General features: G+C 54.6%; 12 protein-coding genes. 6 read left to right on the forward strand and 6 right to left on the reverse strand.

What is annotated here, in order from left to right:
• Positions 1-79: 79 nt before the first annotated feature.
• On the forward strand, positions 80-1,030 hold the full coding sequence (uspE, locus tag F153LOC_RS03515) for a universal stress protein UspE (RefSeq protein WP_100780346.1): 951 nt from the start codon (positions 80-82) through the stop codon (positions 1,028-1,030).
• A 111-nt stretch (positions 1,031-1,141) separates the two neighbouring features.
• Here uspE and pntB read toward each other — a convergent pair whose 3' ends face one another.
• Entirely contained in the window at positions 1,142-2,530 is a 1,389-nt protein-coding gene (pntB, locus tag F153LOC_RS03520; RefSeq protein WP_100780347.1) for a Re/Si-specific NAD(P)(+) transhydrogenase subunit beta, read from the reverse strand.
• A 10-nt stretch (positions 2,531-2,540) separates the two neighbouring features.
• Complete coding sequence (pntA, locus tag F153LOC_RS03525) at positions 2,541-4,070, reverse strand: Re/Si-specific NAD(P)(+) transhydrogenase subunit alpha (RefSeq protein ID WP_100780348.1); 1,530 nt, start codon at positions 4,068-4,070, stop codon at positions 2,541-2,543.
• 532 nt (positions 4,071-4,602) lie between these two features.
• Between pntA and ydgH the strand changes: the two genes are divergently transcribed.
• From ydgH to folM, 3 genes are all read left to right on the forward strand, one after another.
• Positions 4,603-5,547, forward strand: a complete 945-nt coding sequence (gene ydgH, locus F153LOC_RS03530; RefSeq protein ID WP_100780349.1) for a DUF1471 family protein YdgH — start codon at positions 4,603-4,605, stop codon at positions 5,545-5,547.
• Positions 5,548-5,731: 184 nt separating this feature from the next.
• Positions 5,732-7,114, forward strand: a complete 1,383-nt coding sequence (locus tag F153LOC_RS03540; RefSeq protein ID WP_100780351.1) for an amino acid permease — start codon at positions 5,732-5,734, stop codon at positions 7,112-7,114.
• A 40-nt stretch (positions 7,115-7,154) separates the two neighbouring features.
• The gene (gene folM / locus F153LOC_RS03545) at positions 7,155-7,877 is read left to right on the forward strand and encodes a dihydromonapterin reductase (RefSeq protein WP_102103592.1); all 723 of its coding nucleotides are present in this window, start codon (positions 7,155-7,157) and stop codon (positions 7,875-7,877) included.
• On the opposite strand, the gene F153LOC_RS03550 is transcribed toward folM, so the two are convergent.
• A complete protein-coding gene (locus F153LOC_RS03550) occupies positions 7,874-8,209 on the reverse strand; it encodes a GlpM family protein (protein WP_102103591.1) in 336 nt (111 codons plus the stop codon). The two genes, folM and F153LOC_RS03550, sit on opposite strands and share 4 nt — an antisense overlap.
• A gap of 127 nt (positions 8,210-8,336) precedes the next feature.
• On the opposite strand from F153LOC_RS03550, the gene rstA reads away from it, so the two are divergent.
• Entirely contained in the window at positions 8,337-9,053 is a 717-nt protein-coding gene (gene rstA, locus F153LOC_RS03555; RefSeq protein ID WP_100780354.1) for a two-component system response regulator RstA, read from the forward strand.
• Here the strand turns inward: rstA and F153LOC_RS03560 are convergent.
• Positions 9,020-9,673 (reverse strand): CatB-related O-acetyltransferase, encoded by a 654-nt coding sequence (locus F153LOC_RS03560; protein WP_102103590.1) that lies wholly within the window; start codon positions 9,671-9,673, stop codon positions 9,020-9,022. The two genes, rstA and F153LOC_RS03560, sit on opposite strands and share 34 nt — an antisense overlap.
• Positions 9,674-10,279: 606 nt before the next feature.
• Positions 10,280-10,453: a GnsA/GnsB family addiction module toxin gene (locus F153LOC_RS03565; protein WP_100780891.1), complete on the reverse strand. Its 174-nt coding sequence runs from the start codon at positions 10,451-10,453 to the stop codon at positions 10,280-10,282.
• A 274-nt stretch (positions 10,454-10,727) separates the two neighbouring features.
• On the opposite strand from F153LOC_RS03565, the gene rstB reads away from it, so the two are divergent.
• Complete coding sequence (gene rstB, locus F153LOC_RS03570) at positions 10,728-12,026, forward strand: two-component system sensor histidine kinase RstB (protein WP_102103589.1); 1,299 nt, start codon at positions 10,728-10,730, stop codon at positions 12,024-12,026.
• A gap of 5 nt (positions 12,027-12,031) precedes the next feature.
• On the opposite strand, the gene nikR is transcribed toward rstB, so the two are convergent.
• The gene (gene nikR, locus F153LOC_RS03575; protein ID WP_100780361.1) at positions 12,032-12,433 is read right to left on the reverse strand and encodes a nickel-responsive transcriptional regulator NikR; all 402 of its coding nucleotides are present in this window, start codon (positions 12,431-12,433) and stop codon (positions 12,032-12,034) included.
• Positions 12,434-12,436: the final 3 nt, after the last annotated feature.

Raw genomic sequence — 12,436 nt, forward strand, 5'->3', positions numbered from 1 at the left:
CCTTATCCCCTGTTTCATTCAACATATATAGGTTACTCTTTTAATTACAGACTGTGGTGACAGTAGTAAGGAGACCTGTATGGCAAAGTATCAAAACATGCTGGTGGCCATCGATCCTAATCAGGACGATCAACCGGCGTTACGGCGAGCTGTCTATTTACATCAACGGATTGGCGGCAAAATCAAAGCGTTTTTGCCGATCTATGACTTCTCATATGAGATGACCACCCTTCTGTCGCCTGACGAGCGCACTGCTATGCGTCAGGGAGTGATCAGCCAGCGGACCGCGTGGATCCGCGAGCAGGCTAAATATTACATTGATGCCGGGATCCCCATCGACATCAAAGTCGTGTGGCATAACCGTCCTTTCGAAGCCATTATCCAGGAAGTGATCAGCGAAAAACACGACCTGCTGCTGAAGATGGCGCACCAGCACGACAAGCTGGAAGCGGTGATTTTTACCCCAACCGACTGGCACTTGCTGCGTAAATGCCCTTGCCCGGTGTGGATGGTGAAAGACCAGCCGTGGCCAGAAGGCGGTAAGGCGCTGGTGGCCGTAAACCTCGCCAGCGAAGAGAATTATCACAACGCGCTGAACGAAAAACTGGTTAAAGAGACAATCCAGCTTGCCGAACAGGTTAACCATACGGAAGTCCATCTGGTCGGTGCGTATCCGGTTACCCCTATCAATATCGCTATCGAACTGCCTGAATTTGACCCGAGCGTCTATAACGACGCTATTCGCGGTCAGCACCTGCTGGCCATGAAATCCCTGCGCCAGAAATTTAGTATTGACGAGAAAATGACGCACGTAGAAAAAGGGCTGCCTGAAGAGGTGATCCCGGATCTGTCGGAGCATTTGCAGGCGGGGATTGTGGTGCTTGGCACCGTTGGGCGCACCGGTATTTCCGCAGCGTTCCTTGGTAATACGGCGGAACAGGTGATCGATCATCTGCGCTGCGATCTGTTGGTCATCAAACCGGATCAGTATCAAACCCCGGTGGAACTGGATGACGAAGAAGACGATTGAGTAGTGTTAGACAGAAAAAGCCGCCAACGATGGCGGCTTTTTTATGCCGGTTTGTCCGGCACTGAGGTTCGTCAAAGGCCCGGCAGCTAGCGCCGCCAGGCAATAGCACCATTACAGCGCTTTCAGAATCGCATCCACGCTGGCTTTCGCATCGCCAAACAGCATGTGGGTGTTCTCTTTGAAGAACAGCGGGTTTTGTACGCCAGCGTAACCAGTGTTCATCGAGCGTTTGAAGACGATAACGTTCTGCGCCTTCCACACTTCCAGAACCGGCATACCGGCAATCGGGCTGCCTGGATCATCCTGCGCCGCCGGGTTCACCGTATCGTTGGCGCCAATCACCAGTACTGTGTCGGTGTCGGCGAAATCATCGTTGATCTCGTCCATTTCCAGCACCACGTCATAAGGCACCTTGGCTTCCGCCAGCAGCACGTTCATGTGACCAGGCAAGCGCCCTGCCACCGGGTGAATACCGAAACGCACTTTGATCCCACGCGCACGCAGCTTCTCGGTGATTTCTGCCACCGGATACTGCGCCTGCGCTACCGCCATGCCGTAGCCTGGGGTGATGATCACTGAATGGGAGTTTTTCAGCATATCCGCCGTGTCTTCCGCCGTGATTTCACGGTGCTCACCCACTTCTTCGTCACCGCTGGATGACGCGCCGTCCGTACCAAAACCACCGGCAATAACGCTGAAGAACGAACGGTTCATCGCCTTACACATAATGTAAGACAGAATCGCACCCGACGAGCCCACCAGTGCGCCGGTAACGATCAGCAGGTCGTTGCTGAGCATAAAGCCCGCTGCCGCCGCTGCCCAACCGGAGTAGGAGTTCAGCATCGATACCACGACAGGCATATCCGCACCGCCGATAGAGGCCACCAGATGCCAGCCAAACGCAAGCGCGATGACGGTCATCACCAGCAGCGCCAGCACCTGCATGCCGGTGCTTTCGGTACGCACGAACACCACCAGCAGCAGGAAAGAGACCACCAGCGCCGCGAGGTTCATTTTGTGACGGTTTGGCAGCATCAGCGGCTTAGACGAGATTTTGCCGCGCAGTTTGCCAAAGGCCACGATTGAGCCGGTAAAGGTCACCGCACCGATGAAGATCCCGAGGAATACTTCGGTCAGATGGATATTGACCAGAATCGGTTCCATGCCCGGTTCGTGGTACAGATAGCTGTTAAAGCCGACCAGCACCGCCGCCAGACCGACAAAGCTGTGCAGAATCGCCACCAGCTCTGGCATTTCGGTCATTTCGACGCGTTTTGCGAGGCGAATACCAATCGCCCCACCGATAATCATCGCCACTAGGATCCACGCGACGTTGCCGGTATCTGGCCCGAAGATGGTGGCAATCAGCGCAATCGCCATCCCCGCGATACCGAAGTGGTTCCCGCGCTGCGACGTTTCGTGCTTGGAAAGCCCCGCCAGACTGCAAATAAACAGGATTGCGGCAACAATGTATGCAGCTGTTACTAATCCTCCAGACATATGCTACCCCTTAGCCTTTACGAAACATTTTCAGCATGCGCTGAGTCACGGTGAAACCACCGAAAATATTGATACTGGCGATAAGCACCGCGATGAAGCTCAGGAAGCTGATCCAGCCGCCGTGACCAATCTGCAGTAACGCCCCCACCACGATGATCCCTGAAATGGCGTTCGTTACCGACATTAAAGGCGTGTGCAGTGCGTGAGAGACGTTCCACACCACGTAGTAACCGACAACGCAGGAGAGCGCGAACACGGTGAAGTGGCCGAGGAACTCTTTCGGTGCCACGTCAGCGAGCCAGCCGAACAGAATAATCACCAGCGCCATCAGCGCGTATTTACGCCATGGAGAGACCGGTTTCGGCGGCTCTTTGGGTGCCGGTGCGGCTTTCTGCGCCGCCTGAGGCTGCGCGGAAACCTGAATTGGCGGAGCCGGCCAGGTGATTTCGCCGTCACGAATCACCGTCACGCCGCGCACTACCACATCGTCAAAATCAACGACCACGTTGCCGTCTTTCTCTTTACACAGCAGCTTTAGCAGGTTCACAAGGTTCGTGCCGTACAGCTGGGAAGACTGCGTTGGCAGGCGACCTGGCAGATCGGTGTAACCGATGATTTTCACACCGTTTGCGGTGGTCATCACTTCGTTCGGTACGGTGTATTCACAGTTGCCGCCGTTCTGCGAGGCCAGATCGACAATCACGCTCCCGGCTTTCATGGAATCGACCATTTCACGGGTGATTAGCTTCGGCGCGGGTTTGCCAGGGATCAGCGCCGTGGTGACGATAATATCGACATCTTTCGCCTGCGCCGCGAAGAGTTCCATTTCCGCTTTGATGAACGCTTCGGACATCACCTTAGCGTAGCCATCTCCGCTGCCCGCCTCTTCCTTGAAGTCCAGTTCAAGGAACTCGGCGCCCATACTCTGCACCTGCTCTTTCACTTCAGGACGCGTATCAAACGCACGTACGATCGCACCGAGGCTGTTCGCCGCACCGATCGCCGCAAGACCCGCGACACCCGCACCAATCACCATCACTTTTGCCGGTGGGACTTTCCCTGCCGCCGTGATTTGACCGGTAAAGAAGCGACCAAATTCATGGGCAGCCTCAACGATGGCACGGTAGCCAGCGATGTTCGCCATAGAACTCAACGCATCCAGCGACTGCGCGCGGGAGATACGCGGCACGGAATCCATCGCCATGACGGTGACGCCACGCGCGGCCAGTTTCTCCATCAGCTCCGGATTTTGCGCAGGCCAGACGAAGCTCACAAGCGTGGTGCCCGGATTTAACAGGGCGATTTCGCTCTCGGTTGGCGCATTCACCTTCAGAATTACCGGTGCCTGCCAGATCTCAGACCCGCTCACCACCTCAGCGCCCGCCTGAATAAATGCCTCGTCATCGAAGCTCGCCAGTTTGCCCGCGCCGCTTTCAACCGCGACGGTAAAACCCAGTTTAAGCAGCTGCTCGACCGTTTTCGGCGTGGCAGCAACGCGGGTTTCATTGGCTAACCGTTCTTTTGGTACCCCAATACGCATAGTTTTCCCTTCCATCGGTTCTTGATGATGGTTTGTCGATAAATGACCGCGATTTGCATAAGCGTCGTCAGGGAGAGCCCTGACGGGTAAATAACCACGGAAAATAAAACAGTAACAAACTTTCTATAACCTACTGAAAATACCGCTTGTGATCTACAGCAAGAAAACACTATTTCTGACTTTATCTGTGAAAAATAAGTGATCGCGGTCTCTGACAGCGATATTTACCTTATTTTCCTCGCCAGGGCCGATAAATAGCTCAAGCGAAGCGGTAAAACATGATATAGCGCCGTATTAGAACAACCCATTAACATTAAATTAACTTGTAAAAGTCATATGCTTAATCAGTTTTACTGCTCAAACGCTTGTTTACTCGACATATCAGTAAATGTTATCGAATTTGATCCTGTCGTGAGCACAGGGAGTGAAAAATCGCGCAGACAGCGACGGGTTTTAAATGCCATAATCGGCGACGAATTCAAATTAACAACAACACCAGTACCTGGTTTGCGCAAGGCGAAGGATTATTTTTATGAAGCTTAAGAACACTCTCCTGGCGTCCGCACTCCTTTCTGCGATCGCCCTGTCCGCTAACGCCGCGACAGAGTTAACGCCGGAGCAAGCGGCAGCGTTGAAACCTTACGATCGTGTGACGGTTACCGGTCGTTTTAACGCCATTAGCGATGCAGTGCGAGCAGCGTCACTTCGCGCTGATAAAGAGGGTGCCGCCTCTTTTTATGTCGTTGATACATCTGATTACGGTAGCGGCGGCAACCTGCGCGTCGTGGTCGATCTCTACAAGCAAGATGCGAAAAAAGCGGATGCGCCGAAAAACCGCGTCATTAATGGCGTGATGGAGTTGCCCAAGGATCAGGCGATTGCGCTTGAGCCGTATGACACCGTGACCGTCCAGGGCTTCTACCGCAGCCAGCCTGAAGTGAACGATGCCATCACCAAAGCCGCGAAAGCGAAAGGGGCTGCCTCTTTCTATATCGTGCGTCAGATTGACGCTAACCAGGGCGGTAACCAGCGTATTACCGCTTTCCTGTACAAAGCCGATGCTAAAAAACGCGTTCTGCAAAGCCCGGATGTGATCCCTGCGGATTCTGAAGCCGGTCGCGCAGCGCTGGCAAAAGGCGGCGAAGAAGCGAAGAAAGTGGAAATCCCGGGCGTGGCAACCACCGCGACCCCAAGTGCTGACGTCGGTCGTTTCTTTGAAACTCAGACCACCAAGGGCGGCCGTTACACTGTCACCCTGCCGGACGGCACCAAAATTGAAGAGCTGAACAAAGCCACTGCCGCGCAGATGGTGCCTTTCGACAGCGTCAAATTCACCGGTAACTACGGCAACATGACCGAAGTCTCCTACCAGGTGGCGAAGCGTGCAGCGAAGAAAGGTGCGAAGTATTACCACATCACCCGCCAGTGGCAGGAACGTGGTAACAACGTGACCATCAGCGCAGACCTGTACAAGTAAATCAGCAGGTGTGAAAAGGCGGCGCAATGCCGCCTTTTTTGTAACTTTTCTCTAATTTCTGCCTCACATCATTGCATGCCTGCAAGACACTCCGTAAAATCCCGCGCCTTAGTGTGATCCACCATTTTTATGCGCTTGTGCGAAATAATTATTCTGGATTTGGACCTTTCATAACAGGAAGCCAATGGAAAAGAAACTTGGCCTGAGCGCTTTAACTGCGCTCGTTTTAAGCTCCATGCTGGGTGCAGGCGTATTCAGTTTGCCGCAGAATATGGCGGAAGTCGCCAGCCCCGCGGCGTTGCTCATCGGCTGGGGGATCACCGGTGTCGGGATCCTGCTGCTGGCCTTTGCCATGTTATTGCTCACGCGCATCCGCCCGGATCTGGACGGCGGAATATTCACCTACGCCCGCGAGGGGTTCGGCGAGCTGATCGGCTTCTGCTCGGCCTGGGGCTACTGGCTCTGCGCGGTGATCGCCAACGTCTCCTATCTGGTGATCGTCTTCTCTGCCCTCAGTTTCTTTACCGATACGCCTGAACTGCGCTTCTTTGGCGATGGCAATACCTGGCAATCCATCGTCGGAGCGTCGGTGCTGCTGTGGTTAGTTCACTGGCTGGTGCTTCGCGGCGTGCAGACGGCGGCGAGCATTAACCTGGTGGCGACGCTGGCTAAGCTGGTTCCGCTGGGCCTGTTTATCGTGCTGGCGTTTATCGCGTTTCGTCTTGATGTTTTCAGCCTCGATTTCAGCGGTGTCGCGCTTGGCGTACCGGTCTGGGAGCAGGTGAAAAACACCATGCTTATCACCCTGTGGGTGTTTATCGGCGTCGAAGGCGCAGTGGTGGTCTCGGCGCGCGCCCGTAATAAGCGCGACGTAGGCCGTGCCACGCTGCTGGCGGTACTGGCTGCGCTGAGCGTCTATCTGCTGGTGACGCTGCTCTCTATCGGCGTGGTGGCGCGTCCTGAGCTGGCTGAGATGCGTAACCCGTCGATGGCGGGCCTGATGGTCAGAATGATGGGTTCCTGGGGCGACGTGGTGATTGCGGCTGGGCTGATTGTTTCTGTCTGCGGCGCTTACCTGAGCTGGACCATTATGGCGGCAGAAGTGCCCTTCCTGGCCGCGACGCATAAGGCTTTCCCGCGCCTGTTTGCGCGTCAGAACAAAAACAGTGCACCGTCGGCGTCCCTGTGGCTGACCAACATCAGCGTGCAGGTCTGTCTGGTGCTGATCTGGCTCACAGGTTCTGACTATAACACCCTGCTGACCATTGCCTCCGAGATGATTCTGGTACCCTATTTCTTAGTCGGGGCTTATCTGTTAAAAATAGCCAGCCGCCCGGCACATTACATGGTCGGTGTTGGCGCTTGTCTCTACGGATTATGGTTACTCTATGCCTCAGGCCCTATGCATCTGCTGCTCTCTGTGGTGCTGTATGCGCCGGGTCTGCTGGTGTTTATCTACGCTCGCCGCACGCATCAGTTAGGTCACGCGCTCAAGCGTCGTGAAATGGCGTTGATTGGCATGTTACTGGTTGCTGCCGTACCGGCAACGTGGATGTTGATGGGATAAGCGCGATTTTTCCCATCGTTGAACTCTCAAGGAAAATACGATGGGAAATGCACCGCAACGCCCGATTCTGATTACTGGCGCTGGCCGACGCATCGGCCTCGCCCTTGCTCACCATTTTCTTAGCCAGCATCAGCCGGTGATCGTCAGTTACCGAACAGAATACGACGCTATTGAAGGACTGAGAAAAGCCGGTGCCGTCTGCATCCAGGCAGATTTCGCCACCGACGACGGGATTCTGGCGTTTGCCGACAAGGTAAAATCAACCACCGACGGTCTGCGCGCCATCGTGCATAACGCCAGTGCCTGGCTGGCGGAAACCCCGGAAACCTCGCTGAGCGAAACCCTCGCGGCGATGATGCAGATCCACGTCCACGCCCCCTATTTGCTCAACCACGCCCTGCAGGATTTGCTGTGCGGGCACGGTCACGCCGCGAGCGATATTATTCATTTCACCGACTATGTGGTGGAGCGCGGAAGCGACAAACATATCGCCTATGCGGCGAGTAAAGCGGCGCTCGACAACATGACGCGCTCGTTCGCCCGCAAGCTCGCGCCAGAGGTCAAGGTGAATGCTATCGCCCCGTCGCTGATTATGTTTAACGATCATGATGATGCGGAATACCGCCAAAAAGCGCTCAATAAATCACTGATGAAAATCGCGCCGGGCGAGAAAGAGGTGATCGATCTTATCGACTACCTGCTGAGCAGCCGCTACGTCACAGGCCGTTCTTTTGGCGTAGATGGCGGTCGCCCGCTGAATTAGTGAAAGCGGCTCCAGAAGAAGATCAACACCCAGGCGCTGAGGCTCCAGCATACTACCGCCCCGCCAAGCGCCAGGGGTAAGCGCATCATGGCCGTGAAATACCACAGCGACAGAAGATAGATAAAATAGGGAATGATGGACCACATGCCAAAAACGATGGTGGTGCGCAGCGCGTCAATGCCACGCTCTGACGCCACGATATAGTGGGCAATGAGCGCAAAGGTCGGGAATAACGGAATCAGCCCGGCGATATAGTAATTTTTCGTCTTCGCTAAAATGCCAATCAGCACCACGACCAGCGCACCCAGCGCGGCTTTGATTAAGAGCGCCATTCTTTTCCCTTAACAATCAACTAACAATACCGGTCAGAATAACGGAACTCGGGTTAATTTAGAAAGATTAATGGAAGGTTAAGGTTACGCGGTGTATGTTGGCTTTTTTCACGAAAACAGACGTTGTATGAATAAGATCGTTTTTGTTGAGGACGAACCCGAAGTCGGCCAGCTGATTGCCGCTTATCTGGGAAAACACGATATGGACGTTATCGTTGAGCCGCGTGGCGACCGCGCTGAAGAGGTGGTGCTCCGCGAGAAACCGGACCTGGTCCTGCTCGACATCATGCTGCCCGGCAAAGACGGGATGACCGTGTGCCGCGACTTGCGCGCGCAATGGGACGGCCCGATAGTGCTGCTCACCTCCCTCGACAGCGACATGAACCATATTCTGTCGCTTGAAATGGGCGCGAACGATTATATTCTCAAAACCACGCCGCCAGCGGTGCTGCTGGCCCGTCTGCGCCTGCATCTGCGCCAGCGCGTTGCCACGGAAAACCAGACAGCCTCTGCCGCACTCACGCCCCACAAAGCCATGCGCTTTGGCACCCTGTCGATCGATCCCGTTAACCGCCAGGTGCTGCTTTCCGGGGTAGATATCGCGCTGTCGACCGCTGATTTTGACCTGCTATGGGAACTGGCTACCCATGCCGGGCAAATTATGGATCGCGATGCGCTGCTGAAAAACCTGCGCGGCGTCAGTTACGACGGTATGGACCGCAGCGTCGACGTCGCCATCTCGCGGCTGCGTAAAAAGCTGCTGGATAACGCCACCGAGCCGTACCGCATCAAAACTGTGCGTAACAAAGGCTATTTGTTTGCGCCGCATGCCTGGGAAACCTGATAACCCGACACGCCCCGTTCGAGCGCTGAAATATCCCCAGACGACAACAGCGGCTGCAGTTCCATCAGCGTCTCTTCCGGCAGCTGATACAGATTCAGCGCCAGCAGCCGCGCAATATCCTCTTCCGGCAGTCGATATTTCAGTATTTTTGCCGGATTGCCACCGACCACGGCGTACGGCGGCACATCCTTCGTCACAACCGCTCCCGCCGCGACCACAGCCCCTTCGCCGATGGTGACGCCAGGCATGATCATGGCCCGCATTCCCAGCCAACATCCATCCTGCAGCACCGTATCCCCACGCGGCTGATAGGCCTCTTTGATGGATTCCATAAACGGGTAGAGGCTGAGCCAGTCCAGACGATGGGTGCTGTTCCCGCCCATCAGAATCACACACTCCGCACCGATACAGACAAAGTTACCGATGAAGAGCTGGTCCAGCTCTCCAAGCGGTTCCCAGTTTCTGCTTACCTCATCGCCGAGCAGATACCGCACCACCGAGCGCTCAAAACCCTTGTCCCAGCAGTCGCTGTAATAACTGTGCGTGCCTTTGATGTGAATATTGGGGTTCGTCACCGTCTGGTGAAGATATTCCGTCCTCGACCAATGTTTATCTGACATGTTTGACATCCTTTTCTGATGATATGAATGGCCTGATTATGCGCGATGGCGCTGTAACCGACTATCAACCACCCTCTAAACCACGGAAATAAAAAACCGCCCGTAGGCGGTTAGTAGCAAGCTACCTGAGCGGTGGATCAACATCATCAGGTATGATGGGGTCAACGGGGTCAGTATCACCCGGCAGAGGGTCATCTACCGGTACAGGATCAACCCAATCTCGACGTTCAGTCACATTAACCTCCGACGAACGGTGTGTCAGGCACAGCCTGAGTCACTACTTTTTGCTTTTCTGCGGGCTCTTATCGTTGTCTTTCGGCGTATTATCCGGTTTTTTCGGCGTGTCTTTGTTGACTTGCGTAGAATAGTTTTTCACGGCTTACTCCAGTAGGGTATGCAGCCATTCACTGCAGACTAAGTATAGGTCGGTGACCTCAATAAGCCATGCGAAGCGGCACTTCAGGCGGGTTCTGACCCCTTCAAAAATCCCCCGCGTGGAGGGCGTTGATAAAAAAAAGCCACCCGCCGAAAGCAAGCAGCTTAACTGTTATCTGTGATGTGATGATGCTAAAAAGCGAGGAATAGCAAAGTCATGTCGCGTGGTCATCAGAGAAGATTGATCTTTACCTCGTAACCTTCCAGACCGGTCATTGTTTCACGCTCAGTAAAATCTATGCCAGACACCTCTTTCCCGGTTTTTTTCCGAAGCTCTATGATTTTCTTTGAGATAAGTGCAGAAATCTCTTCCTCGGCTTTTCTTTTAAGATCATCAGCAGTCATAATTTCACCTCTTCTGTCCATCTACAGTGTCATATGGTAAATATGAGGCCCATCCCTGACAGTTTCAAGTAACTCTATAAAAATTATAGACTATTCTGGTCTAGTTTTGCGCGTCATCGTATTTGGACCACGCCATGCGTTTGCATGTTGTCAGCCGGGGCAAACCCTGCTTTCATAGCCACTTACCTGGGGCATTGATGAACACAACACTGCCGGCCTGGTGCCCCAAAGGTAAAATCAGTTAGCTAACTCATTGTGTTAATGGTGTGATTTCATGAAAAAGCTGTTTGTGCAGTTTTATCTTTTGCTGTTTGTCTGTTTTCTGGTGATGACCATGCTGGTCGGGCTGGTTTACAAATTCACCGCCGAGCGTGCGGGCAGGCAGTCGCTTGATGACCTGATGAAAAGCTCGCTCTATCTGATGCGCAGCGAATTACGTGAAATCCCCCCGCACGACTGGGCGCGAACGCTGAAAGAGCTGGATCTGAATCTGTCGTTTAATATGCGCATCGAGCCGCTCAAGAACTACAATTTAGACCCCCAGACCACGCAGCGCCTGCGCGATGGCGATATCGTGGCATTAGACGATCAGTACACCTTTATTCAGCGTATTCCGCGCAGCCATTACGTGCTGGCGGTCGGCCCGGTCCCTTATCTCTATTTTTTGCATCAGATGCGCCTGCTGGATATCGCGCTGCTGGCGTTCATCGCCATCTCGCTGGCCTTTCCGGTATTAATCTGGATGCGGCCCCACTGGCAGGATATGTTGCGTCTGGAAGCGGCGGCCCAGCGTTTTGGCGACGGTCACTTTACCGAGCGCATCCACTTTGACAGCACCTCCAGCTTCGAGCGCCTGGGTGTGGCCTTTAACCAGATGGCCGATAACATCAATGCGCTGATCGCCAGTAAAAAAGCGCTGATTGACGGCATCGCCCACGAACTGCGCACGCCGCTGGTGCGTCTGCGTTATCGCCTGGAGATGAGCGAAAACCTGACGGAAGCAGAATCCCTTGCGCTCAATCGCGATATTGGCCAACTGGAAGCGTTGATCGAAGAGCTGCTCACCTATGCCCGTCTGGATCGCCCGCAGAATGAACTTAAGCTCAGCTCACCCGATCTGTCGGCATGGATACGTAGCCATATTGACGATGTGCAGAGCGTGAATCCGCAGCGCACATTGCTGCTGGATAACAGCCCCGGTGATTACGGCGCGCTGGATATGCGTCTGATGGAGCGCGTGCTGGATAACCTGGTGAATAACGCCCTGCGCTACAGCGAAAGCAGGCTTCGCATCAGCCTGCATCTGAACGGCAGCGAGGCCAGTTTAGCGGTGGAAGACGATGGCCCTGGTATCGCCGCCGCCGAGCGTGAACGGGTGTTTGAACCCTTTGTGCGTCTTGACCCCAGCCGCGACCGTGCCACCGGCGGCTGCGGGCTGGGGCTGGCGATTGTCCACTCTATCGCTCAGGCGATGGGCGGGCGCGTCAGCTGCGACGAAAGCGATCTCGGCGGTGCAAAATTCTGTTTTAGCTGGCCGATCTATCGCCACATCACCCTGCCTGTCACGGCCTGATGACGTTACTTCTCATCAGGTAACGCCTGTAGATGCCCATGCCGCACGCCGCGCTGGGCAATCACATCATCGGCGAAATGCTGAATGTCTCCCATATCGCCTTTCAACACCGCGATCTCCAGGCAATCTTCGTGGCTGACATGGACATGCAGCGTAGCGACCGAAAGATCGTGGTGATGGTGCTGCGTCGAGACCAGACGCCGGGCCAGATCGCGTTTCTCGTGCTCATACACGTAAGAAAGTACCGCGAATCCCTGCCTGCCGTGCTCCTGGGTGGTCTCCTGTGCCAGCGTGCCGCGCAAAATATCACGGATGGCCTCTGAACGGTTATTGTAACTACGGCGCTGACTAAGACTGTCCAGCATCTCCAGCAAATCATCATCAAGCGTAATTGTGACACGTTGCATCTG

The organism is Lelliottia sp. F153 (assembly GCF_002870005.1).
GTDB lineage: Bacteria > Pseudomonadota > Gammaproteobacteria > Enterobacterales > Enterobacteriaceae > Enterobacter > Enterobacter nimipressuralis.

Bases quoted from the DNA above. Each gene is read 5' to 3' on its own strand.
- uspE (WP_100780346.1), top strand. From the start codon at position 80: ATGGCAAAGTATCAAAACATGCTGGTGGCCATCGATCCTAATCAGGAC.
- pntB (WP_100780347.1), bottom strand. From the start codon at position 2,530: ATGTCTGGAGGATTAGTAACAGCTGCATACATTGTTGCCGCAATCCTG.
- pntA (WP_100780348.1), bottom strand. From the start codon at position 4,070: ATGCGTATTGGGGTACCAAAAGAACGGTTAGCCAATGAAACCCGCGTT.
- ydgH (WP_100780349.1), top strand. From the start codon at position 4,603: ATGAAGCTTAAGAACACTCTCCTGGCGTCCGCACTCCTTTCTGCGATC.
- F153LOC_RS03540 (WP_100780351.1), top strand. From the start codon at position 5,732: ATGGAAAAGAAACTTGGCCTGAGCGCTTTAACTGCGCTCGTTTTAAGC.
- folM (WP_102103592.1), top strand. From the start codon at position 7,155: ATGGGAAATGCACCGCAACGCCCGATTCTGATTACTGGCGCTGGCCGA.
- F153LOC_RS03550 (WP_102103591.1), bottom strand. From the start codon at position 8,209: ATGGCGCTCTTAATCAAAGCCGCGCTGGGTGCGCTGGTCGTGGTGCTG.
- rstA (WP_100780354.1), top strand. From the start codon at position 8,337: ATGAATAAGATCGTTTTTGTTGAGGACGAACCCGAAGTCGGCCAGCTG.
- F153LOC_RS03560 (WP_102103590.1), bottom strand. From the start codon at position 9,673: ATGTCAGATAAACATTGGTCGAGGACGGAATATCTTCACCAGACGGTG.
- F153LOC_RS03565 (WP_100780891.1), bottom strand. From the start codon at position 10,453: ATGACTGCTGATGATCTTAAAAGAAAAGCCGAGGAAGAGATTTCTGCA.
- rstB (WP_102103589.1), top strand. From the start codon at position 10,728: ATGAAAAAGCTGTTTGTGCAGTTTTATCTTTTGCTGTTTGTCTGTTTT.
- nikR (WP_100780361.1), bottom strand. From the start codon at position 12,433: ATGCAACGTGTCACAATTACGCTTGATGATGATTTGCTGGAGATGCTG.